The sequence below is a fragment of the Streptomyces sp. NPDC003393 genome (genome assembly GCF_053589015.1).
Genome location: NZ_JBSFRB010000003.1, coordinates 56799 through 80145 on the forward strand (window position 1 = coordinate 56799; position 23347 = coordinate 80145).

Consider the following 23347-nt stretch of genomic DNA (forward strand, 5'->3'; position numbering starts at 1 on the left):
CTTCCAGACATAGTCTGCGAGCTCTTGCTCGCACGGGGTAAAACGCCGGTGAACGATCCGAGTTATGGCTTATCGGCCTTTCACCCCTTCGAGCGGCCCGCTTTTCGAACGGCACCCGGAGACTCGCACGGGCTCCCACGGTCTCCCGAGCGGCCGCGGCGGGTGCCGGATCACGCCCGTCACGGCGCCGGGAGGCGAGGCCCAGGGGGGCCGCTTATGGTGTTCGAGGGCGTTGTCCCGGTCCGCGGCGGAGCGCCCCTGGAGGCATCGATGCTGGCCAAGCTGTCGACGCGGTCCGCGGCCCGGCGCTCCGCGGGCGTCGGGGCCGTGGCGCTGGCCCTGCTCGGCGCGGGGCTGCCGGCGGCGGTGGCGGACGACGGGTCGTCCGGCCTGAGCCGGTTCTACCACCAGAAGGTGAAGTGGGTGGCCTGCGAGGCGGGCTCCCCCAGTGACATGCAGTGCGGCAAGGTCACCGTCCCCCTGGACTACGCCCGTCCGGGCGGGGGGACCCTCGACCTGGCACTGGCTCGCTACCGGGCCACCGGCACGTCGCGGGGCTCGGTGGTGCTGAACTTCGGCGGCCCCGGCGGCGCGGGCGTCCCGACGCTCGCCGCGGACGGCGGCAAGGAGTTCATGGACCTGACCAACGGCTACGACGTGGTCACCTTCGACCCTCGGGGCGTGGGCCGGTCCTCCCCGGTCAGCTGCGGGATCGGCACCGACGCGGACTCCTCGGACGCGGGCGGCGGCTCGGCCGACGCGAACCCGGACCTCGGCAACGCGGCGGCGGCACGCAAGGTACTGGAGGACTGGAAGAAGGTAGCGGCCCAGTGCGGAGCGCACTCCGGCCCGGTCCTGCCGCACATAGGCACCGTCGACGCGGCCCGGGACCTCGACGTGATCCGTCAGGCCCTCGGTGACCGCAAACTCAACTACCTGGGCTTCTCCTACGGCACCCGGCTCGGCGCGGTGTACGCGGCCGAGTTCCCGCACAAGGTGGGGCGGATGGCCCTCGACGGGGTGGACACGCTGACCGAGCCCCTGTCGGAACAGGGCCGGGTGGCCGCCGAGGGGCAGCAGACGGCTCTGGAGGACTTCCTCGACTGGTGCGTGCAGGACATCGCCTGCCCGTTCGGACAGGACCGGCGCGCGGCCGGCGACCAGGTGCTCCAGCTCATCGGCTCGCTGGACGAGAGTCCGGTTCCGAACGGTTTCGGCGGCAAACTCTCCGGTCAGGATGTGGTGGGTGCGATCGGGCAGGCGCTGTACAGCCGGGCGATGTGGCCCTCCCTGGAGCGTGCGATCGCCTCTCTGGTCCAGGACGGTGACTCCCGCGGTGTCGAGGCGTTCGCGACCGGTGGCATGACCGCGCCGCCGGGCCACGGGCAGGCCCGTCGGGACACACCGGAGCGGGCCGGCGCGGCGAAGCCACCGGGCAGCGGCGGCGGACTGGTGGGCACGGCGGACGTGCCGCCGGACAACGCGCCGGCCGCGATGATGGCGATCAACTGCGCGGACGATCCGGACCGGCCCGGCGCCGGGCAGCTCACCAAGGACCTGGGCCGGCTCAGCGCCGACTACGAGGCGGCCTCACCGGTCTTCGGCCGGTACCGGCTCAGCGAGCTGCTGATGTGCTACGGCCGCCCCAAGGGCAGCGACTACATCCGGGAGAAGGTCGAGAACGTCGACACACCCAAGATGCTGCTGGTCGGCACCCGCGGCGACCCGGCGACCCCGTACCGCTGGACCGTGGAGACCGCGCGCCGGCTGGGCAAGTCGGCCGTGGTGCTCGACAACCGGGGTGAGGGCCACACGGGATACGCGTCCTCCCGGTGCGTGCACCGGAAGGTCAACGACTTCCTCCTCTACGGTTCCCTGCCGCCGAGCGGCAGCTCCTGCCCGCCGGACGAGCCGAACTCCGGCGGGTGAGGGGCCGGGGGTGGGAGACGGACGACCGCGCGGTCCGGTCCGGCTCAGCCGAGGACGATCTCCGGCTGGTAGAGATCCAGCCACAGGGCCAGGTCCAGGGTCTTCTCCAGCCCGCGCCGGGACGCCTGGGTGATCACGGGCGTTTCGCGGTCCGCGGCCTCGCGCACCCGCTCGCGGTCGACGAGATCGAACACCGGATGGCCGGGCCGGGCGAGCAGGTCCTTGGCGTGGTCCTGGAGAGCGAGCGCGTACTTGGGGTCCTGGGTGGACGGGTAGGGGCTCTTGACCCTGTCGTACACGGACCTGGGCAGCAGGTCCGCGGTGGCCTCCCTGAGCAGGCTCTTCTCCCGTCCGTCGAAGGACTTCAGGGACCAGGGCGTGTTGTAGACGTACTCCACGAGCCGGTGGTCGCAGAAGGGGACCCGGACCTCCAGTCCGACGGCCATGCTCATCCGGTCCTTGCGGTCGAGCAGGACGCGTACGAAACGGGTCAGGTGCAGATGGCAGATCTGCCGCATCCGGTACTCGACGTCGCTCTCGCCGTCGAGGCGGTGGATGCCGGAGACGGCGGTGCGGTAGCTCTCGGCGACGTAGGACGGCAGGTCCAGTGTCCGGGCGAGGTCGGACCGCATGACGTCGCCGTCGTCGCCGAAGTCGCGGGCGAAGCGCACCAGCCAGGGGAAGGTGTCGGCGCGGCGGGCCTCCTCGTCGAAGAACTGCTGGTAGCCGCCGAAGACCTCGTCGGCGGACTCGCCGGACAGGGCGACGGTGGAGTGGTCGCGGATGCTGCGGAACAGCAGGTACAGCGAGGCGTCCAGGTCGCCGAAGCCCATGGGCAGGTCGCGGGCCCTGAGCACCCGCGCCCGCACGTCGGGGTCGGCGAGGGTGTGGGCGTCGAGCACGATGTCCTGGTGGTCGGTGTCGGCGGCGCGGGCCAGGTCGTGCACGAACGGCGTGTCGGGGGTGGCGCGCAGGTCGTCGGCGACGAAGTTGTCGGCCTGGCCGACGAAGTCGACGGCGAAGCTGCGTACCCTCTCGCCGCGTTCGGCGAGCTGACGGGCGGCCAGCGCGGTCATGGCGGAGGAGTCCAGGCCGCCGGAGAGCAGGGTGCAGCGGGGCACGTCGGCGACGAGCTGGCGGCGCACGATGTCGTCCAGGAGGGTGCGGACGGTGGTGATGGTGGTGTCGCGGTCGTCCGGGTGGGGCCGGGTGTCCAGGCGCCAGTAGACGCGGGTGTGCGGGCCGGCGCGGTCGACGGTGACGACCGTGCCGGGTTCGACCTCGCGCATGCCGTCCCACACGGCGTGTCCCGGGGTCTTGACGATCGTGAACAGCTCGCGCAGCCCGTCGAGGGTGACCCGGCGGCGGACGAGGGGGTTGGCGAGGATCGCCTTGGGCTCGGAGCCGAAGAGGACGCCGTCGGGGGTGGGGTGGTAGTAGAACGGCTTGATGCCCATGCGGTCGCGGATCATGACCAGCTTGTCCTGGCGGCCGTCCCACACGGCGAAGGCGTACATGCCGTTGAGCCGCTCCGCGACGGTGTCGCCCCACTCGAGATAGCCGCGCAGGACGACCTCGGTGTCGGAGTCGGTGGTGAAGCGGTGCCCGCGCGCGAGGAGGTCGGCGCGCAGTTCGGTGAAGTTGTACGTCTCGCCCGAGTAGACGAGAGCGACAGGGCCGTTCGGGGTGTCGGCGGTCATGGGCTGGCGTCCGCCGGGCAGGTCGATGATGGCGAGCCGGCGGTGGCCGAGGGCGGCGGGGCCGTCGGTCCACGTGCCGCGGGCGTCGGGGCCGCGGCAGGCCATCGTCTCCGTCATCGCGTCCAGGGTCGCGGCCTCGGCGCGCAGGTCGCGGTCGTAGGAGACCCAGCCGGTGATGCCGCACATGTCGTACCTCCTGGCGCACCAGTTGTATCGAGCACCTATATGACGAGCCTCTGCCTCCCGCCCCGGCGGGTCAACGCGGCCGTGACCCGAACGACCGTCCCACCCTCATACTTCCGGCCGCACTTTGCACCAGCGACACCTACGAGCGAGCTGCCCACCAGGCACGACCTGCCGAGAATCGGCCACGCGTAAAAAGTTCGCAAATAAGGGCAAATACCTCCCGTTCCACCCTCAGGCCCGGCCCGAAAGAGGGCCCGTCCAGCGGTGACGGCCGCCGGAGACGCGGGAGCGCCGCCGCAACCCAGGGCCCTGATTACTCCAAATGCCCGGTATGGGAAATCGCCCTATGGTGCTGTCATGGAGCACGATCTGAGTCCCGCGACCCTTGCCGAGCTGCGGCGCCCCCGCAGCTACCCCGCGGTGTCCGTGCTGACGCCGACGCACCGCCGTGAACCCGACAACTTCCAGGATCCGGTCCGGCTGCGCAATGCCGTGGCCGAGGCCAAGAAGCAGCTGGAGACCGACCCGGCCGTCACCCGTGACCGGCGCGCCGACGTCGTGCGGCAGCTCGACGAGGCCCTCGCCGAGGTGGACCTGACCCACGCCGAGGACGGGCTGCTGATCCTCGCGGCCCCCGGCGAGCACCAGGTCTGGTCGCTCGGCCGCAGGGTTCCGGAGCGCGTGGTCCTCTCGGACACGTTCCTCACCCGCAACCTGGTCTCCGCGCACGCCGCCGAGCGCCCCTTCTGGGTCCTGTCGCTCTCCGCGGACCGCGTGACCCTGTGGAACGGCGGGGGCGGGCGGGTCACCGAGGAACGCACCGGCGGTTTCCCCCTGACCCGCGACCTCGGCGAGAACTTCGACGCCGAGCGCCAGGAGCAGATCGGCGACGCGCCGAGCACGTTCCGCGACGAGCGCACCCGCCACTTCCTGCGGGAGGCCGACACCGCGATGAGCGCGATCCTGCGCGATCACCCGCGTCCGCTGTACGTCACCGGCGTGCCGGCCGCGCTGTCCACGCTCGACGAGTTCGGCTCGGTCGCCAAGTGCGCCGTCCAGGTGCCGCACGGCGGGCTGGCGCACGGCACGGCCGAGGCCGTCTGGCGCGCGATACGGCCGGTGCAGGAGGCCCAGGCGCGCGAGAAGACCGAGGCCGTCGTCCGCGAGCTCAACGCGGCCCGCGGGCGCAAGGAGTTCGCGGCGGGCGTGGACGAGCTGTGGCGCACCGCCCGAGAGGGCCGGGTCCGGCTGCTGGCCGTCGAGGAGAACTACCGGGTGACGGTGCGCGACGCCTTCGGCGATCATCTGATGCCCGCCGAGGGCGGCGACCTCGACGCCCGCGAGGACATCGTGGACGAGATCGTCGAGCAGTGCCTGGAGACCGGGGCCGAGGTCCGCTTCGTCCCGGACGGCACCCTGGGCGAGGAACAGGGCATAGCCGGGGTGCTGCGCTACTGAGCGTCGGAACGCTCCGGCCGCACGGGCGCCGAAAGCGCTTCCGGGCCCCTCACGCTCCCTCCTCACCGGCGTCTACGCTACGGCGGGACGTGTCGGCGAGGAGGGAGCGCGTACGTGGGTGAGCTGCTGGGCGTGGCGGTGCTGGGTGCCGGACACATGGGGGCCGATCACATACGACGGCTCCACCAGGTGGTGAGCGGAGCCCGGGTGGCCGCGGTGGCCGATCCGGACACGGCACGGGCGAAGGAGGCCGTGGGCGGGATCGCGGACGTCTCGGTGCACGAGGACGCGGTGGCCGCGCTCGACGCGCCCGGGGTCGAGGCGGTCCTGATCGCCTCGCCCGGGCCCGCGCACGAGGAGGCGCTGCTCGCGGCCTTCGCGCGGGGGCTGCCGGTGCTGTGCGAGAAGCCGATGGTCCCGGACTCGGACGGGGCGCTGCGGGTGGTGGAGGCGGAGGCACGGCTCGGGCGGCGGCTGGCGCAGATCGGCTTCATGCGGCGCTACGACGCCGAGTACCGGCGGCTGAAGTCGCTGCTCGACGGCGGTGCCCTGGGACGGCCGCTGATGCTGCACTGCACCCACCGCAACGTCTCCTCCCCGCCGCACTTCACCAGCGCGATGCTGATCAACAGCTCGGTGTCGCACGAGATCGACGCGGCCCGCTGGCTGCTCGGCCAGGAGCTGACCGCGGTGACCGTGCTGCGTCCGTCGCCGTCCTCGGGGGCGCCGCAGGGACTGCTGGATCCGCAGTTCGTGCTCTTCGAGACGGAACGGGGGGCGCTGGTGGACGTGGAGGTGTTCGTCAACTGCGGGTTCGGTTACCAGGTGCGCTGCGAGGCCGTGGGCGAGACGGGCAGCGCCCGCATCGGCGAGGAACACGGGACGGCCGTCACCTCGGCCGGCGGCGTCCGCCAGGAGGTGCCCCAGGACTACCTCGTACGTTTCGCCGACGCCTACGACCGTGAGGTCCAGGCCTGGGTGGACGCCACCCGGCGCGGACGCGTCACCGGCCCCGGCGCATGGGACGGCTACGCCGCCTCCGCCGTCGCCGAGGCCGGGGTCCGCTCGCTCGAGGAGGGCGGGCGCGTACAGATCACCCTCGCCCCGCGCCCGGACCTGTACGCGCGAACCGGCCGCTGAGCCGCACGCGCGTGACCGGGGGCCGACCCGCGGCGGTGTCCCTGGAGCGGCGCGCCTGGTGTCCGGTGCGCTCAGACCGTGCCGAACAGGGCGTTCAGGCCCCGGTCGACGGCCTCCGACACATCCTCCTGACCGGCCGCGACGACGGCGTAGGTCCGCAGCAGGAAACGGCGCAGCGCCGGGGTGTCGAGCTGGAGGAGCGCCATGCCGGACCGCGAGTGCAGTTCGAGCGCCGTCCGGGTCTCGCCGCAGGGCCACAGGTGCACGTCCCCCGCCCCGGCGGGCTGTCCGAGGCCCTCCTCCAGCAGGGAACGGGAGAAGGTCCAGGAGACCTCCTTGCCGTCGAGGGAGGCCTCGGGCGGGAAGTCCATGTGCACGGCCAGCGGGTCGCCGGAGGCGTAGCGGAGGGTGGCGGGCACGGCGAGTTCCTGCTCGTCCCCGGTGATCAGGCGGGCTCGGACGGGCTGCTCGAGGGTGATGTCCATGGATCGGTCTCTCCTGCGGGTCGGAGGTCGGCCGGTTCTGCCGTGTCGGTCTGCCGTGTGTTGTTAGGAGCCCGCAGGGGCCGTCTGCATTACGCCCGACCGACCCCCAATTCATGTGACCTACGTCACTACCATAGCGGCGGCGGCGCCCGAGGCGCGGAGGAATGGAACGGACACTCGGAGAACGTCCTTCCGAACGACGACCCGGATCGGTGACGGTCCACCAAGTCACGTAGTGTGCCTACGACTTGCCTGCCCTGACGCGTACGCCACGGCGGCAGCCGAGCCGCTGGGGGAAGACTGTGGCATATGCCAGGTGCACCACCCTGTCGTGTGCCGCCGAATCCCTTACGGGCGGTCGCCCGCTGTGCAACAGTCGTAGCGGTCCCCCACACCGCCTTGGCCGTACCGCTCGTCGTCCCCCCCTTCCGGAGTGCGCCATGCCGCCCCCTCTCTCCGCGAACCGCCCGGCCGCCCAGCCGCCGGGACGCGGCGCCGTCGACGCGCTGATATCGCAGGCGCGCAGGCTTCGGGGCGAGGTGGACGCCGTGCGGCAGGAGACGCGGTGCGACACCGCGGACCCGCGGGGCCGGTGGGAGCGCGCGCTGTGCGACCTGGCCCTGCACCAACTCCGTGATCTGGGTGAGCACCTGGCCCAGCTCCGGGACGGCCCGCCCCCCGTCCCGGCCGTGCCCGGCACGGCGACCAACGTCACCGAACGGGCCGACGCGCACCGGGGCCCGCTGCTCAGCCGGGTCGGCAGCGCGGAGTGGAACCTGCTGACGGACGAGGCCGGCTGGTCCGCCGAGTTCTACCGGATCCTCGGCCGCGACCCCGCCACCCCCGCGCTCACCCTCGACGAACTGCCCTGCCTGGCGCTCGACGAGGACCGGTGCCGGCTCACCGCGATGATCACCGACTGTCTGGTCGATGCCCGGCTGATCGACGGGGAGTTCCGCGTCGTGCGGCCGGACGGAACGGTCCGTACCGTCCACATGATGGGCGAACCCGTCGTCGGCACCGACGGCGCCACCGCCTCGATGTGGGCCGTGCTGCGCGACGTCAGCGAGCTGCGCCGCAGCCAGTCGACGGTGCGCGAGACCCGTGACGTCCTCCAGCACCACCGAGACCTGGCGCGGACCGAGCACCGGCTCGCGGCCGAACTGAAGGAGGCCGTACTGCCGTCGTGGCAGGGCGGCCTCCTGCTGCCGCGCGGGGGCCGCCCTGCCCTCGACCTGGCCGCCTCCCACCTGCCCGCCTCCGCCGGCGCGCCCGTGGGAGGCGACTGGTACGACGCACAGGAGCTGTCCGACGGCGAGTTGCTCCTCGGCGTCGGCCGCCTCGCCGGCCATGGGCCCGGCGCGGCCTCCGGCACGGCGATGCTGCTGGGCGCCCTGCGCGGCCTGGCTATGGCGGGCACCGCGCCCGGCCCGCTGTTGACGGCACTGAACCGGTTACCGCGGGCCACCGCCGAGCCCGCCCTGGGCGGCGCCGTGTGCTGTCGCTACCGGCCCGCGACCCGCACCCTGGTGTGGGCGCGGGCGGGCCATCCCGCCCCGCTGCTGTTCCGCGACGGAACGGGGCGGACCCTGGACGCACCGGAGGGCGTCCCGCTCGGCGCCACCCCGGGCGCCGCCTACGGGCAGGCCAAAACGACCCTCTGTGCGGGCGATCTGCTGGTGCTGCACACCGACGCACTGGTGCCCGGGCACGGCGGAACGGCCGCCGTCGACCGCCTGCTCGCCCTCGCCCCGAGGCTCGGCGCGGCGCGCAGCGCGCGGGACTGCGTGCGGACGCTCGTGGCGGAGTTCACCGCGAACGGGCGCACGGACGACGCCTGTGTGCTCGTCGCCAGAGTGACGACGTGACCGATGCGACGACGACGCCGCGGTGACGGCAGAGCCGTGCCGACGACCCAGCCGTGGTGACGACGAAGCCGCAGGGAGCCGATCGGCCCCTACGCCAGTGCGCTGCCGGGGCTCTTGCCCTTCCCCTTCGGCATGGCCAGCCGGATCTCCTCACGCAGCTCGTGGATCTTCGGATAGCTCGCGAACTGGGCGGTGAGCCGGTACATCTGGCGCAGCCGGTCCCAGGTACGGCGGGAGGAGTTCGACCCCATCGCCATCAGAGCCAGCCGGGCGTAACGCGCCGCCTGTTCGGGATCGTCCGCGATGAAGCAGGCCGAGGCCATGGAGAGATGGTCGAAGATCTTCGACCGCTCGCGCCCGTCGACGCGCAGGGCCAGGGCCTTCTCCGCGTAGTGCTGGGCGTGCACGGCCGCGCCCGGGTCGAACTCGGCCAGCGTCCGGTACGCCAGCGCGTGCATGCCGTACAGGTCCTCGTCCTTGAAGGTCTGCATCCAGTCCAGCGGCTCCGGGTCGCCCTTCTCGGAGACGAAGAGATCCTCCGCGTGCCCGAGGGTGCGGCGCATCGCCTGGCCCTTGCCCATCGACGCCTGCGCCCAGGCCTCGATGGTGTGGAACATGGCCTTGGTGCGCGGCTGGAGGCGCTCGCCCGAGCCGGACTGGGCGAGTTTCATCAGGTCCAGCGCCTCGTCGGGCCGGCCCAGATGCACCATCTGGCGTGCCGCGCGCGAGAGCGCCTCGCCCGCGCGGGGGCGGTCGCCGCCCTCGCGTGCCGCGTGCGCGGCGATGACGAAGTACTTCTGCGCGGTCGGCTCCAGGCCGACGTCGTGCGACATCCAGCCCGCCAGGACGGCGAGGTTGGCGGCGACGCCCCACAGGCGCCGCTGGAGGTGGGGTGGGTGGCGGTAGGCGAGCATGCCGCCCACCTCGTTGAGCTGGCCGACCACCGCCTTGCGCTGAAGCCCGCCGCCGCGGGCCGCGTCCCAGGCGCGGAACACCTCCACGGAGCGTTCCAGTTCCTCGATCTCCTGCGACCCGACGGGAGCGGCGTCGTAGCGGTCGTACCCGGCGGGGTCGGCGTGCAGGGGCTGGTCGAGTCGGGGGGCATCGGCGTTGAGCGTGGGGTCGGTGTGCAGCCAGTCGTGCATGGCGCCGCTGAGTGCGGATCCCGCGGTGAGCGCGGCACCCGCGCCCACCAAGCCGCGTCGGTTGAGCATGAGGTCCATTCCCGTGAATTCGGTGAGGACCGCGGCGGTCTGCTCGGGCGCCCACGGCACTTCGTCGGGAAGGTCGACGCTCCCGTCGCCCTGCCGTTTCCCCGTGCGCCCGTGCCGTACCAGACCGAGGTCCTCGATGGTCACGACACGGCCGAGACGCTCGGTGAACAGGGCCGCCAGCACCCGCGGTACGGGATCGCGCGGGATCTCTCCCATGTCGATCCACCGCCGCACCCGGGAGGTGTCGGTCGCCAACTGGGGGTGGCCCATGGCCGCCGCCTGCCGGTTGACCAGCCTCGCGAGTTCCCCTTTGGACCAGCCGGCCAGGCCGAACAGGTCCGCGAGACGGGTGTTGGGTTGTCCTGTCACGTCAAGCCCCCAGGTACTCGGCTGAGTTGACAGTAGACCCGCCGAGACTTGCCGGGCGACTATTCGCCAGGGTTCGCCAGGGTGCGCCAGATGGTGTGCCAGGGGACGACGGGTGTCAGGTAGGAACGCGCCACCCCGACCCGGTCGCCCGTCGATATGACAGGCGCATTCCCCAGGGTGCGTCAGGGCGACCGGGGCGGGCAGCGCGTCAGCAGAAGGCACACGAAGGGATCTGTCTCGGTCATGTACGCAGCATCGTCCTCCGTGTCCGCCCCGCCCCGGTCGCTGCGCCCCCGTCCGGGCGCCGGCGGCCCCTACCTCGACCCCGCGCGTCCGGCGACCCCCGTGCTCGGTGCGGGCCGACCGCGGCGCGCCGCGGGGATCGGCACACAACCGCTCAGCGGGAGACTCGACTTGTCCGGCCCCCAGGGCGCGCAGCTGCGCACGGCGCTGGCCTCGGTGCACCGGATCTGCCCGGAGTTCGCCCCGGTTCAGGTGCTGCGGCGCAGCGGCCGGTCCGTGCTGCTGGTCGGCACGACCGGGCGCAGCACGGCCGTGGCCAAGTGCTTATTGGACCACTCGCCCGCGTGGGCCGAACGGTACCGGCACGAGATAGCGGCATACCGCTCGTTCGTCCGGCACCGGCCGCCGGTCCGTGTGCCCCGGCTGATCGCGGCGGATCCGGACAACTGCACACTGGTGATCGAGCGCATGCCGGGCCGGGTGGCCGCTCTCCAGCGGCACCCGGTGGAGACCCCGCCGCGGGCGGACATCAGGACCGCCCTCGGAGCGATCTGCCGGCTGAACTCCTGGCGCCCGCCGGCGGGCACGTTCGACGCCCCGCTGGACTACGCCGCCCGTATCTCCCGCTACCACGAGCTGGGACTGCTCACCGACCGCGACATGGGCGACCTGCAGAAGCTGCTGCACGGCATCGCCCACGCCGCGGGCCGGCAGGGCATGGGCCAGTTCTGCCACGGCGACGCGCTGCTCGCGAACATCCTGCTCTCACCGGCCGGTCCAGTGCTGGTGGACTGGGAGCACGCGGGCTGGTACCTGCCGGGCTACGACCTGGCGACGCTGTGGTCGGTGCTCGGGGACGCTCCGGTCGCGCGGCGGCAGATCAGCCAGCTCGCCCAGGCGGCGGGCCCGGCGGCGCGGGACGCCTTCCTGGTGAACCTGATGCTCGTGCTGACCCGGGAGATCCGTACGTACGAGACGGCCGTGCAGCGCTCGATGCACGACCCGGTCCCGCCCGCACCGGGCTCGGCCCATCCGGGTGCCGCACCGGCCGGGGAGGAACAGCGACTGCTGCTGCGGCGGCTGCACGACGACTGCCAACTGGCCCGCCGGGCCGTGCGCGCGGCGGTCGGTACCCGCTGACGGGGACGAGGTCCCGTGGCGCGTCAGCCGCACGGCGGCACCGCACCACGGGACCGAGTCGTGTGCCGCTTCGCGTCCGATCCCCCTCCCGCCGCGTGCCCCCTTCCGCAGCAGCCGGGCAGAGGCCATTGGTGTACGCCACTGACGCCCCGCAGGCCCCGGTCCCGCCGTCTCGAAACTCGCCAGGCCCTCGCTTGACATGGGAACTCGCTTGCCCGTGCGCCTGATTGACGGATCGTCGGACAGCCGGTACCACTGATCACGCCTGAGCCCGCGGGGGGCTGTCGCAGCCCCGGGATCTCAGTGGTACCAGCCCCGCACGCCCCGCCACGCCGAGCGCCCCAGGAGGCTGCATTGCGAGGATCCGCCACCCACCCCAGACCCGCACCGGCCGGTGGGCGCACGCCGAGAGCGGGGGGAGGCGCGCGGGCGGCGGCCGGCGCCGTCGCCGCCGCCGCGCTGCTGCTGCCGCTGCTGGGCGCCGCCCCGTCCGCGGGCGCCGCCGCGGACGACACCGGCCGGCTGCAACGCGCGTTCACCTCCGCCTCCGCCGAGTACCACGTGCCGCTCAGCGTCCTGCTGGGTGTGTCGTACCTGCAGTCCCGCTGGGACGGGCACGGCGGCGCGCCGAGTGTGACGGGCGGATACGGCCCGATGCACCTCACCGACGCGCGCAGCGCGCTGACCCACGCCCCGCACCACAGCGAAGGCACCGAGGACGCCCGCGGCGACAGCGCCCGCCCTGCCCTGCACCCTCGGACGGCGGTGCCGACGGACTCCGAACTCCCCGCCCGGCTGAAGACCCTGACCAAGGCTGCCGAGCTGACCGGCATCCCCGCCGAGCGGCTGCGCGGCGACCCGGCGGCGAACGTCGAGGGCGGTGCGGCGCTGCTGGCCGCCGCCCAGAAGAAGCTCGGCGAGCCGCTGGGCGCGGACCCGGCCGACTGGTACGGGGCGGTGGCCGAGTTCTCCGGCGCGGACGACAGCGCGACGGCGGCTGCGTACGCCAACGACGTGTACGACGTGATCCGCTCCGGCGAGCAGCGCACCACGGACGCCGGACAGCAGGTCGTGCTGGCCGCCCGGCCGCGGCTCGCCCCGGACCGGACGCAGCTGGAACTGACCGGGCTGCGGAACGTCTCGGCGGCCGGCACCGAGTGCCCGGCCTCGGTCTCCTGCGAGTGGATCCCGGCGCCGTACGAGCAGTTCGGCACCGACGACTACGGCAACCACGACGTGGCCGACCGGCCGGCGTCGCAGCGCATCCGCTACATCGTCATCCACGACACGGAGGGCCGCTGGGACGGGGTCCTCGATCTGATCAAGGACCCGACCTATGTGTCGTGGAACTACACCCTGCGCTCCACCGACGGGCACATCGCCCAGCACGTGAAGGCCAAGGACGTGGCCTGGCACGCGGGGAACTGGTACGTCAACGCGGGCTCGATCGGCCTGGAGCACGAGGGATTCCTGACGGACCCGGACGCCTGGTACACGGAGGCGATGTACCGCTCCTCGGCGCGGCTGGTGAGGTACCTCGCCGGCAGGTACGGCATCCCGCTGGACCGCCAGCACATCCTCGGCCACGACACGGTGCCGGGTCCCACCACCGGGAACATCCCCGGCATGCACACCGACCCGGGGCCGTACTGGGACTGGCGGCACTACTTCCAGCTGCTGGCCCACCCGTTCACGCCCACCGCGGGCAAGAACGGCGGGCTGGTGACCATCCGCCCCGACTACGCGGCCAACCAGCCGGAGTACACGGGCTGTGAGACGGCCGGACAGCTGTGCGCGGCCCACGGCTCCAGCGAGGTGCGGCTGTACTCGCAGCCGGACACCTCCTCGCCCCTGATCAAGGACATCGGGCTGAGGCCGGACGGCGGCGACTCGACGATCGACGTCAACGACGTGGCCTCGCGGGTGGAGACCGGCCAGCAGTACGCGGTCGCCGAACGGCGCGGTGACTGGACGGCGATCTGGTACCTGGGGCAGAAGGCCTGGTTCCACAATCCGGCGCAGCGGCCCACCGCGGTGCACGCGGCCGGGCTGGTGGTGACGCCGAAGGCCGGGCTGGACAGCGTGCCGGTGTACGGGCGGGCGTACCCGGAGAAGGAGGCCTATCCGGCGGGCGTGCCCGTGCAGTCGGTGTCGCCGCTGCCGTACAAGCTGCTCGCGGGCCAGAAGTACGTCGTCGGCGACCTGGTGCCGGGCGAGTACCTGTACGCGGTCACCTTCACCACGGACTCGCACCGGGTGGTGAGGGGCAAGGACCTGTACTACGAGATCCAGTTCGGCCACCGGGTGGAGTTCGTACGGGCGGCGGACGTGCGACTCATGTCGTCGGCCCGCTAGGACCTGCGGTTCGGAAGAACAGGGCAAAAGGGCCGGCCCCTCGCTTCACGAGGGGCCGGCCCTTCGCTCGTCGCCTGACGCGGGCCGTCAGCCCTGCTGGAACAGCTCGGCGGGCAGCGGCTTGAGGAGGGCGTACAGGTCGTCGGTGATCGGCCGGTCCCAGGCGGCGATGGTGACCAGCACGCCGTCGCTGCGGTCGAACTGCACGCAGGAGATCCGGCTCTCGGAGAGCTTCAGCCGACGCACGATCAGGAGGTTGTCGCCCTGGAGCACCGGCATGTCCTCGGTGCCGACGACGGTGACCTCTTCGTCGTTCTCCAGTGCGAGGAGGAGTTGGGCCACCTCGAAGGGCACCTCGCCCTCGGCCACGTCCCGGGCCGGAGAGCCCTCGGGGAGGTTGCCGATGATCATCGCGGTGCCGCGGCCGCCGAACAGGTCGTAGCGCAGGAACACGCCCTGGCAGGTGCCGTCGGGCGCGGGCAGCAGGCCGGCGCCGAGGTTGCCGGGCCAGTCGCCCGGGTCCATGGCCAGCACGTCGAAGTCGGGTCCGGCGGGGGTGGCGCTGCGGCGACGGAGGAACGACATGCGGCCATGGTACGTGCCCCGCCCCCCTCCGCGTCCTCCGGGCAGCCTCCGCCCCGGCCCGAAATCACCCCGACCCGTTCGGCGCACCGCCGGGCGCCGACGGTGCCTTGTCCCCTGGCCGGGAGCGGGACAACCCGGCAGCGGCAGATGTCGCCCCTGCCCCCTTGGGTCGCGGAGGGGCCGAGCGGGCACTGTGCCGGGTGCGGGGTGTTCACTCCGCGGGGGGTGACGGGGGCACCACCGCGACCGGGCTCGCCGCGTGCAGCAGGACCGCGTGGGTGACGGAGCCGATCATGCGGGCCGGGGCGAGCAGGCGCCGGCGGTGGCGGCCCACCACGACCAGTTCGGCGCCGCCGGAGGCGGCGACCAGGTGGCCGGCGGCGTCGCCGGGCGCCACGTGCAGGTCGGCGGGTACGTCGGTGTGCCGGGCGCGGTGCGGGCCGAGGAGACCCTCGGCCAGCGTCCGGACCTCGTTCTCCACCTCGCCCTGGTCGATCAGCGGCGAGATGTACTCGTCGGGAGCGAGCCAGGTCCGGCCCGGCCAGACGTAGGCGGCCACCACCCGGACCCGCGCTCCACGCCGGGCGGCCTCCGCGAAGGCGAACTCCGTCACCGCCTCGTCGGGGCTGTCGACGTTCAGGCCGACGACCACCCGGGGCCCCGCCGCGGACGGTGCCTCGGCCGCCTCGTCGGGGACCTTCCGGCCGGGCCGGGGCACCACGACGACCGGGCACTCGGCGTCGCGGGCCACGGCCATGCTGATGGAGCCCAGCAACAGGCCGGCGAAGCCGCCCCGGCCCCGGGAGCCGAGTACCAACAGTTGCGCTTCGGCACCCAGTTCGGGCAGCAACGCGCCCGGCAGTCCGTCCAGGGCCACGTACTCGACCGGCGTACCCTCGTCGGCGCGCCCGGCCAGGTGGACGCGGGCATGGTCCAGCACCGGGTCGTCCTCGCCGTTCGGCGGGCCGGCGACCAGGACGTCGGGGAACCAGATGGCGTACTGCCGCACATGCACCACCCGCAGGGGCGCACCTCGCCGCCGGGCCGCGTCCAGGGCCCACTCCAGGGCGCGCAGGCTGTCGTCCGAGCCGTCGACGGCGGCGACGACCGGGGGGCTGCTCATGGTTCCTCACCTCCGGGAGACGGCCCTGCCTGCTGCCGGGCTCGAGCCGGGTCCGGCCCGAAGGCGGTGCCGGCCCGGCGGGCCCTCACAGCTCGCGTGTCCCCGAAAGCGTCCGGGCACACCCCGGCACGCCCCCGGATCCGCGCCCGTCAGGTGAGGTCGAACTCTCCCTCCCGCGCACCCGACACGAACGCGCCCCATTCCGCCGGGGTGAAGATCAGGGAGGGACTCTCCGGACGTCCGCTGTTGCGCATCGCGATGAATCCCTCGACAAAGGCGATCTGGACATCTCCCAGGCCACGGCTGCTGGACTGCCACTCGGCGTTGCTGAGGTCCAGGTCCGGCTTGTCCCATCCCGCGAGCGGGTGCTCCTGGACAGTGCTCTCGGCCACGTCCGTGCTCCTCCCGATTCGTCGTCCGCGGGCCAGCCTAGCGATCGCACCCGGGTGCCGACAGGCCACGTGGAAAGGACCTTTGAGGAGTCGGTCGCTCCGCTCCCGCGAGCCGCGCGGTGGGGACGGACGGCCCGTGGCGCCCTTCGCCGCCGGGCGCCGGAACGGACCCGGACCGGCGACCGGCATACCGACGTTCCCGGCCGCCGGGAACGTCGCGGCCAGGGGAATTTCCCTTGGGGGCTTGCCTGGGGCCGGGACGGCCTGGATTACTGATCCCCAGCACATCGACCGAATGATCGGTCGACCGTATTGTCGTGGTAGGTGAGGGAGAGTTCCGGATGGCGCAGGCGACGGAGCTGCTGGATGCGGGGGAACGGCTGGACGTGGCGGAGCTGCGGGCGTTGCAGCTGGAGCGGCTGCGGGCCTCACTGCGGCACGCGTACGAGAACGTGCCGTTCTACCGGGAGTCCTTCGACAAGGCAGGTATACGCCCGGAGGACTGCCGTTCACTCGCCGACCTGGCCCGTTTCCCCTTCACTTCCAAGGCGGACCTGCGCGAGAACTACCCGTACGGGATGTTCGCGGTGCCCCGCGAGCGCATCCGCCGCATCCATGCCTCCAGCGGCACCACCGGGCGCCCCACGGTGGTCGGCTACACCGACGACGACCTGTCGATGTGGGCGGACATGGTGGCCCGGTCGCTGCGCGCGGCGGGCGCCCGGCCCGGTGACACCGTGCACGTGGCGTACGGCTACGGACTGTTCACCGGCGGCCTCGGCGCCCACTACGGCGCCGAGCGGCTCGGTTGCACGGTCGTCCCGGCCTCCGGCGGCATGACCGCCCGGCAGGTGCAGCTGATCCAGGACCTGAAGCCGCGGATCATCATGGTGACCCCGTCGTACATGCTGACCCTGCTCGACGAGTTCGAACGCCAGGGCGTCGATCCGCGCTCCACCTCGCTGCGGGTCGGGGTCTTCGGGGCCGAGCCGTGGACCGAGGAGATGCGCGGGGAGATCGAGGAGCGGTTCGGGATCGACGCGGTCGACATCTACGGGCTGTCGGAGGTGATCGGGCCGGGCGTCGCGCAGGAGTGCGTGGAGACCAAGGACGGCCTGCACATCTGGGAGGACCACTTCTACCCCGAGATCGTCGACCCGATCACCGGCGAGGTGCTGCCGGAGGGCCAGGAGGGGGAGCTGGTGTTCACCTCGCTCACCAAGCAGGCGATGCCGGTCGTGCGCTACCGGACCCGGGACCTGACGCGGCTGCTGCCGGGCACGGCGCGCGTCTTCCGGCGTATGGAGAAGGTCACCGGCCGCAGCGACGACATGGTGATCCTGCGTGGGGTGAACCTCTTCCCCACCCAGATCGAGGAGATCGTCCTGCGCACCCCGGGCGTCGCCCCGCACTTCCAGCTCCGCCTGACCCGCGAGGGCCGGCTCGACGCGCTCACGATCCGCGCGGAGGCACGCCCCGGCGCCGGCCCGGACACCCGGGAGGCCGCGGCCCGCTCCATCACGGCCGCGGTCAAGGACGGCATCGGGGTGTCGGTCGCGGTGGAGATCGTGGAGCCGGAGTCCCTGGAGCGTTCGGTGGGCAAGATCAGGAGGATCGTGGACCTGCGTCCGTGACCCGCGAGCGCAGTCGCCGCTTGAGGATCTTGCCGCTGGCGTTGCGCGGCAGGTCGGGCACGAAGACCACCTGCTTCGGGGCCTTGAAGTGGGCGAGCCGTTCCCGGGCGTGGGCGATCAGCTCGGCCTCGGTGACCTCGCCGCGCGGCACGACGAACGCCGTGACGGCCTCGATCCACCGGTCGTCGGGGAGGCCGACCACGGCCACCTCGGCGACCCGCGGGTGCGTGTACAGGGCGTCCTCGACCTGGCGGGAGGCCACCAGCACACCACCGGAGTTGATGACGTCCTTCACCCGGTCCACCACCGTGTAGTAGCCGTGCGCGTCGCGCACCACGAGGTCACCGGAGTGGAACCAGCCGTCCCGGAACGCCTCGGCGGTCTCCTCGGGCTTGTCCCAGTAGCCCTCGCACAACTGCGGCGAACGGTAGACGACTTCGCCCGGGGTGCCGTCGGGCACGTCCTTGCCGTCCTCGTCGACCACCCGGGCGTCGACGAACAGCACCGGCCGCCCGCAGGAGTCCATCCTGCCCTGGTGCTCGTCGGGGCCCAGCACCATGGCCAGGGGCCCGATCTCGCTCTGGCCGAAGCAGTTGTAGAAGGCCAGCTCGGGAAGGCGCTCCCGCAGCCGCTCCAGGACGGGCACCGGCATGATCGAGGCGCCGTAGTACGCCTTGCGCAGTCCGCCGAGGTCACGGTCGGCGAAGTCGGGGCGGCCCGCCAGCCCGATCCACACGGTGGGCGGCGCGAACAGGCTGTCCGCGCGTCCGGCCTCCACCAGGTCGAGGATCCGGTCGCCGTCGGGTGCGTCGAGGACGATGTTCGTCGCGCCGACGGCCAGATACGGCAGCAGGAACACGTGCATCTGCGCCGAGTGGTAGAGCGGCAGGGCGTGCACCGGCCGGTCGCCCGCGCCGAGGTCGAGGGCGGTGATCGCGCTCAGGTACTCGTGGACCAGCGCCCGGTGGGTCATCATCGCGCCCTTGGGCAGGGCGGTGGTGCCCGAGGTGTAGAGCAGCTGCACCAGGTCCTCGCCGCGCGGCTCGGGGCCGTCGTAGGGCGGTGCCGACGGCAGCGCGGCCAGCAGCGAGTCGTCGGCGTCGCGCAGCGGCAACGACCGTACGGACGCCGGGAGCCGCCCGGCGAGATCGGGGTCGGCGAGGACGAGCCCGCTGCCGGACTGGCGGACGATGTAGGCGAGTTCGTCGCCCGTGAGGTTCTGGTTGACCGGCACGTGCACCAGGCCCGCGCGGGCGCAGGCGAGGAAGCCGATGAGATAGGCGTCGGAGTTGTGGCCGTAGGCGCCGACCCGGTCGCCGGGGGCGAGCCCCTGGCCGAGCAGGACACTGGCCGCCCGGGAGACGGCGTCGTCGAGTGCGCCGTACGTCCAGGTGCGCTCGCCGTACTCGACGGCGACCCGCTCCGGGGCGCGCCGGGCGCTGCGCCGCAGGATTCCGTCGACCGTGCTCCCGTGTCCAGGCGTCATGACAGATGATCCTCGGCCCGTCACGGAGTGAGGTCAAGCGCCGGGACGACGCGGGTGAGCGACCGCGATGGGCAGCCGGTCGCGCTCCGATCCGTCCCTGCCGGTCTCCGCATGCCCCGTTGACAAGTGCACGCTCTGACAGGAAAGTTTCACCCCGCACGGCAAGACCCGAAAGATTCTTTCAGTCAGTACGACGGGAGGCCTCACGATGACCGACGGCGCGGTGGGCAGGGACGGACGCGGATTGACCCGGCGTCAACTGGGCCGAGTCTCCCTGCTTCTGGGCGGTGCGCTGGGCCTGGCCGCCCTGCCCGCGGGTCCGGCCGCAGCGGTCGGTGGGCCCGCCTCCCCGGCCGGCCGGCCCACCTTGCGCCACGGCTCCCCCGAGCGGGCCGGACTGCTCGCCGCACCCTTGCGCCAACTCGTCACGGACGCCGAAGCGTTCCTCGGCCCCTCCCCGCAACACCCCTGGTACGCGGGTGCCGTGCTGCTCGCGGGCCGCGGCGGCACCGTGGCGCTGCACGAGCCGATCGGCATGGCGGTGCGCTACGCCTCGTACGACGAGAAGACCGACACCGGCGTGGAGTTCCCGCCCGAGCAGCAGCGCCCGGCGACCCGGGACACCGTCTACGACCTGGCGTCCGTCTCCAAGCTGTTCACCTCGATCCTGGCCGTGCAGCAGATCGAGCGGGGCACGCTGGAGCTGGAGGGCAAGGTCGCCTCCTACCTCCCGGACTTCGGGCGCGCGGACAAGCAGGAGGTGACGATCCGCCAGCTCCTGACGCACACCTCGGGGTTCCGCGCCTGGATCCCGCTGTACAGCGCGCCGACGTACGAGCAGAAGCTGGAGCTGATCTGGAACGAGGCGCCGCTGAACCCGCCCGGCACCGCGTACCTGTACTCCGACCTGAACATGATCTCCCTGCAACTGGTCCTGGAGAAGATCACGGGTCGCACCCTGGACGTGCTGCTGGCCGAGGAGATCACCGGCCCGCTCGGCCTGCACCGCACCCGGTACAACCCGCCCGCGTCCTGGAAGCCCGACATCGCGGCCACCGAGGACGCCCGCCTGCCGTGGTCCGGTCTCGACCGCGGACTGGTGTGGGGCGAGGTGCACGACGAGAACGCGTTCAGCCTGGGCGGCGTGGCCGGGCACGCGGGGGTGTTCTCCCGTGCCTGGGACCTGGCGGTGCTCGGCCGTACGCTGCTCAACGGCGGCGCCTACGGGCACGCGCGCATCCTGGAGCCGGAGTCGGTCCAGCTGCTGTTCACCGACTTCAACACCGCCTTCCCCGGTGACAACCACGGCCTCGGCTTCGAGCTGTACCAGCACTGGTACATGGGCGCGATGGCCACCCCGCGCACGGCCGGACACACCGGCTTCACCGGCACCTGCCTGGTCCTGGACCCGACGACCGACTCCTTCCTGGTGGTCCTCGGCAACTCCGTGCACCCGGTGCGCACCTGGCGCTCCGGCTCGGCTCCCCGGGTCGCGGCCGGCAACAATCTGGCGCGGGCCGTGGCCGTCCGCCCGGACCGGGGCCGCCGGGCCTGGTTCTCCGGCATGGCGAGCGCGACCACGGCGACCCTCGCGCTGCCCGCGCTGGACACCTCCGCCGGCGGTGGCAGGCTGCGCTGCTCCCTGTGGTGGGACACCGAGCCGGAGTCGGACGTGCTCGTCCTGGAGTCCACGGCCGACGGCGGCGCCACCTGGCAGCCGGTCCCGTTCACGACGACGCGCCCGGGCGAACAGCCGCGGCAGCACCCGGCGGGCTCGGCCACCGGCTTCTCCGGCCGGGTCTGGCACCGGCTCGGCGCCGACCTCCCGGCCGCCCGGCAGCTCACGCTGCGCTGGCGGTACGCGACGGACCGTCTGTACGTGGGGCGCGGCGCGTACGTCGACGCCCAGCGGGTCGAGACGGGCGATCGCGTCCTGTTCGACGAGGCCCGCCCGGCGGACGCGGCGCGGGTGACGGCCACGGGCTGGACGGCTTCGCGGGACTGAGCACGGCAGCCGGCGAACGCGCAGGCGGGGGTGGGGCCGTCCCCCTGGGGGGACGGCCCCACTCACCTGGCCCGGACTGCCGAGGACGGCCTCATTCGTTGAAGACCGCCTTCTGCACCTCGTTGGGTCCGTCGAAGTGGTCCTGCTTGAGACCGCCGAGCCGGCTGACGATCTTCTCGTTCGCCTTGTTCTGCTTGGCCCGCTCGACGAGGTGTTGCTTGTCCGTCGGGTAGTCCATGCCGCTGAGGGCCTTCTGGAGGTCGATGGGGCTGAGGTCGGCCATGGGAGCCTCCCGTGGGGGGTGGTACGGCCGCCGCCGGGGCGGCCCGGCCGTGCTGTGGGAACTTCGCTCTCTCGGAGTGCCCCGGCACGGCGCGGGCATTCAGCCGTCCTGTCCCGGCCGCCCCTCCAGTACCGCCATGGCCGCGTTGTGCCCCGGCACCCCGCTCACCCCGCCGCCGCGCACCGCGCCCGCGCCGCACAGCAGCACGTTGGCGTGGCGCGTCTCCACGCCCCAGCGGCCGGTCCCCTCCTGCGCGTACGGCCAGCTCAGCGCCCGGTGGAAGATGTTGCCGCCGGGCAGGCGCAGATCCCGCTCCAGGTCCAGCGGGGTCTTCGCCTCGATGCAGGGCCGGCCCTCGGCGTCCGTGGCCAGGCAGTCGGCGAGCGGTTCGGCGAGGTGGGCGTCGAGCTGGGCCAGGGTCGACTTCAGCAGTTCGTCGCGTACGGCGTCGTGGTCGTGGGCGAAGAGCCGCGCGGGCGTGTGCAGGCCGAACAGGGTGAGTGTCTGGTAACCCCGTGCGACGAGGTCGGGGCCGAGGATGGTGGGGTCGGTCAGCGAGTGGCAGTAGATCTCCGAGGGCGGCGCCGCGGGCAGTTCGCCTGCGGCGGCCTGGGCGTGCGCGGTGGCCAGCTGGCGGTAGCCCTCGGCGATGTGGAAGGTGCCGGCGAACGCCTCGCGCGGGTCGACGGAGGTGTCGCGCAGCCGCGGCAGCCGCTTGAGCAGCATGTTCACCTTCAGCTGGGCGCCTTCGGCGGGCTGCGGCGGCTCGTCGCCGGTGAGCACGGCCAGGGCCTGCGGGGAGGCGTTCACCAGCACGTGCCGGGCCCCGACCGTGCCCTCCCCGTCCGCGGTCCGGTAGGTGACCTCGGCGTCGCGGCCGTCGGAAGCCACCCGGATCACCTCGTGGCCGGTGGCGATGCGGGCGCCCGCCGCCCGGGCGGTGTCCGCGAGGGCGTCGGTCAGCGCGCCCATGCCGCCGACCGGCACGTCCCAGGCGCCGGTGCCGCCGCCGATCACGTGGTACAGGAAACAGCGGTTCTGCGCCAGGGACGGGTCGTGGGCGTCGGCGAAGGTGCCGATGAGAGCGTCGGTGAGGACCACGCCGCGGACCAGGTCGTCGGCGAAGCGGTCCTCCACGGCGGCGCCGATCGGCTCCTCGAACAGCATCCGCCAGGCGTCCTCGTCGTCGACGCGACGGCGCAGTTCCTCACGGCTGGGCAGGGGCTCGGTGAGCGTGGGGAAGACCCGTCGGGCGACGCGGCCGGTCACGCCGTAGAAGGACTGCCAGGACTCGTACTCCCGGTCGGAGCCGGTGAGCCGGGCGAAGGCCGCCCGGGTGCGCTCCGCGCCGCCGCCGACGAGCAGCCCGGTGGGCCGCCCGTTCCGCTCGGCAGGTGTGTACGAGGAGACGGTGCGGGGGCGCAGCCGCACGTCGAGGCCCAGGTCGTCGAGGATCTTCCTGGGCAGCAGGCTGACCAGGTAGGAGTAGCGGGACAGCCGCGCGTCGACCCCGGCGAACGGCCGGGTGGAGACGGCCGCCCCGCCGGTGTGGTCCAGCCGTTCCAGCACCAGCACCGACCGGCCGGCCCGGGCCAGATAGGCGGCGGCGACCAGCCCGTTGTGCCCGCCGCCGACGATCACGGCGTCGTAGATGCCCTGTGCCTCGTGTGCGCTCATGGTTCTTGGTAACACGGGTGATCCACTTCGGCCAGGGGTGGGCGCTCCGGCCGGCCGGACGGTCTCCGCTCGGTT

At 72.9% G+C, this 23347-nt stretch carries 17 protein-coding genes; 8 read left to right on the forward strand and 9 right to left on the reverse strand.

Going from position 1 to position 23347, the window contains the following annotated elements; translation table 11 throughout:
* Nucleotides 1-270 precede the first annotated feature (270 nt).
* Nucleotides 271-1929, forward strand: a complete 1659-nt coding sequence (locus tag ACWDUZ_RS04250; RefSeq protein WP_451630244.1) for an alpha/beta hydrolase — start codon at nt 271-273, stop codon at nt 1927-1929.
* Between the two features lie 44 nt (nt 1930-1973).
* Here the strand turns inward: ACWDUZ_RS04250 and asnB are convergent, their stop codons facing one another.
* The gene (gene asnB / locus ACWDUZ_RS04255; RefSeq protein WP_451630245.1) at nt 1974-3815 is read right to left on the reverse strand and encodes an asparagine synthase (glutamine-hydrolyzing); all 1842 of its coding nucleotides are present in this window, start codon (nt 3813-3815) and stop codon (nt 1974-1976) included.
* Between the two features lie 357 nt (nt 3816-4172).
* Here asnB and ACWDUZ_RS04260 point away from each other — a divergent pair, with 357 nt between their 5' ends.
* Both ACWDUZ_RS04260 and ACWDUZ_RS04265 read left to right on the forward strand, forming a co-directional pair.
* A complete protein-coding gene (locus ACWDUZ_RS04260) occupies nt 4173-5273 on the forward strand; it encodes a baeRF3 domain-containing protein (protein ID WP_451630246.1) in 1101 nt (366 codons plus the stop codon).
* 114 nt (nt 5274-5387) lie between these two features.
* Complete coding sequence (locus ACWDUZ_RS04265) at nt 5388-6413, forward strand: Gfo/Idh/MocA family protein (RefSeq protein ID WP_451630247.1); 1026 nt, start codon at nt 5388-5390, stop codon at nt 6411-6413.
* A 71-nt stretch (nt 6414-6484) separates the two neighbouring features.
* Here the strand turns inward: ACWDUZ_RS04265 and ACWDUZ_RS04270 are convergent, their stop codons facing one another.
* Nucleotides 6485-6898, reverse strand: a complete 414-nt coding sequence (locus ACWDUZ_RS04270) for an SsgA family sporulation/cell division regulator (protein WP_451630248.1) — start codon at nt 6896-6898, stop codon at nt 6485-6487.
* Nucleotides 6899-7338: 440 nt separating this feature from the next.
* On the opposite strand from ACWDUZ_RS04270, the gene ACWDUZ_RS04275 reads away from it, so the two are divergent.
* On the forward strand, nt 7339-8766 hold the full coding sequence (locus tag ACWDUZ_RS04275; RefSeq protein WP_451630249.1) for a PP2C family protein-serine/threonine phosphatase: 1428 nt from the start codon (nt 7339-7341) through the stop codon (nt 8764-8766).
* Nucleotides 8767-8855: 89 nt separating this feature from the next.
* On the opposite strand, the gene ACWDUZ_RS04280 is transcribed toward ACWDUZ_RS04275, so the two are convergent.
* Nucleotides 8856-10349, reverse strand: a complete 1494-nt coding sequence (locus ACWDUZ_RS04280; protein WP_451630250.1) for a DNA-binding protein NsdB — start codon at nt 10347-10349, stop codon at nt 8856-8858.
* Nucleotides 10350-10592: 243 nt separating this feature from the next.
* On the opposite strand from ACWDUZ_RS04280, the gene ACWDUZ_RS04285 reads away from it, so the two are divergent.
* A complete protein-coding gene (locus ACWDUZ_RS04285) occupies nt 10593-11732 on the forward strand; it encodes an aminoglycoside phosphotransferase family protein (RefSeq protein ID WP_451630251.1) in 1140 nt (379 codons plus the stop codon).
* A gap of 354 nt (nt 11733-12086) precedes the next feature.
* The gene (locus ACWDUZ_RS04290; protein ID WP_451630252.1) at nt 12087-14087 is read left to right on the forward strand and encodes an N-acetylmuramoyl-L-alanine amidase; all 2001 of its coding nucleotides are present in this window, start codon (nt 12087-12089) and stop codon (nt 14085-14087) included.
* An 87-nt stretch (nt 14088-14174) separates the two neighbouring features.
* On the opposite strand, the gene ACWDUZ_RS04295 is transcribed toward ACWDUZ_RS04290, so the two are convergent.
* From ACWDUZ_RS04295 to ACWDUZ_RS04305, 3 genes are all read right to left on the reverse strand, one after another.
* Complete coding sequence (locus tag ACWDUZ_RS04295) at nt 14175-14672, reverse strand: hypothetical protein (RefSeq protein ID WP_358866612.1); 498 nt, start codon at nt 14670-14672, stop codon at nt 14175-14177.
* A gap of 211 nt (nt 14673-14883) precedes the next feature.
* A complete protein-coding gene (locus ACWDUZ_RS04300) occupies nt 14884-15795 on the reverse strand; it encodes a universal stress protein (RefSeq protein ID WP_451630253.1) in 912 nt (303 codons plus the stop codon).
* 149 nt (nt 15796-15944) lie between these two features.
* Complete coding sequence (locus ACWDUZ_RS04305; RefSeq protein ID WP_451630254.1) at nt 15945-16187, reverse strand: DUF397 domain-containing protein; 243 nt, start codon at nt 16185-16187, stop codon at nt 15945-15947.
* Nucleotides 16188-16528: 341 nt separating this feature from the next.
* Here ACWDUZ_RS04305 and paaK point away from each other — a divergent pair, with 341 nt between their 5' ends.
* Nucleotides 16529-17821, forward strand: a complete 1293-nt coding sequence (gene paaK / locus ACWDUZ_RS04310; protein ID WP_451630255.1) for a phenylacetate--CoA ligase PaaK — start codon at nt 16529-16531, stop codon at nt 17819-17821.
* Here paaK and ACWDUZ_RS04315 read toward each other — a convergent pair.
* On the reverse strand, nt 17793-19307 hold the full coding sequence (locus ACWDUZ_RS04315; protein WP_451630256.1) for an acyl-CoA synthetase: 1515 nt from the start codon (nt 19305-19307) through the stop codon (nt 17793-17795). The two genes, paaK and ACWDUZ_RS04315, sit on opposite strands and share 29 nt — an antisense overlap.
* Nucleotides 19308-19515: 208 nt before the next feature.
* Between ACWDUZ_RS04315 and ACWDUZ_RS04320 the strand changes: the two genes are divergently transcribed.
* Entirely contained in the window at nt 19516-21312 is a 1797-nt protein-coding gene (locus ACWDUZ_RS04320) for a serine hydrolase (protein ID WP_451630257.1), read from the forward strand.
* A 91-nt stretch (nt 21313-21403) separates the two neighbouring features.
* Here ACWDUZ_RS04320 and ACWDUZ_RS04325 read toward each other — a convergent pair whose 3' ends face one another.
* Complete coding sequence (locus ACWDUZ_RS04325; RefSeq protein ID WP_389836023.1) at nt 21404-21595, reverse strand: DUF2795 domain-containing protein; 192 nt, start codon at nt 21593-21595, stop codon at nt 21404-21406.
* A gap of 99 nt (nt 21596-21694) precedes the next feature.
* Nucleotides 21695-23272: a phytoene desaturase family protein gene (locus tag ACWDUZ_RS04330; protein WP_451630258.1), complete on the reverse strand. Its 1578-nt coding sequence runs from the start codon at nt 23270-23272 to the stop codon at nt 21695-21697.
* Nucleotides 23273-23347 lie beyond the last annotated feature (75 nt).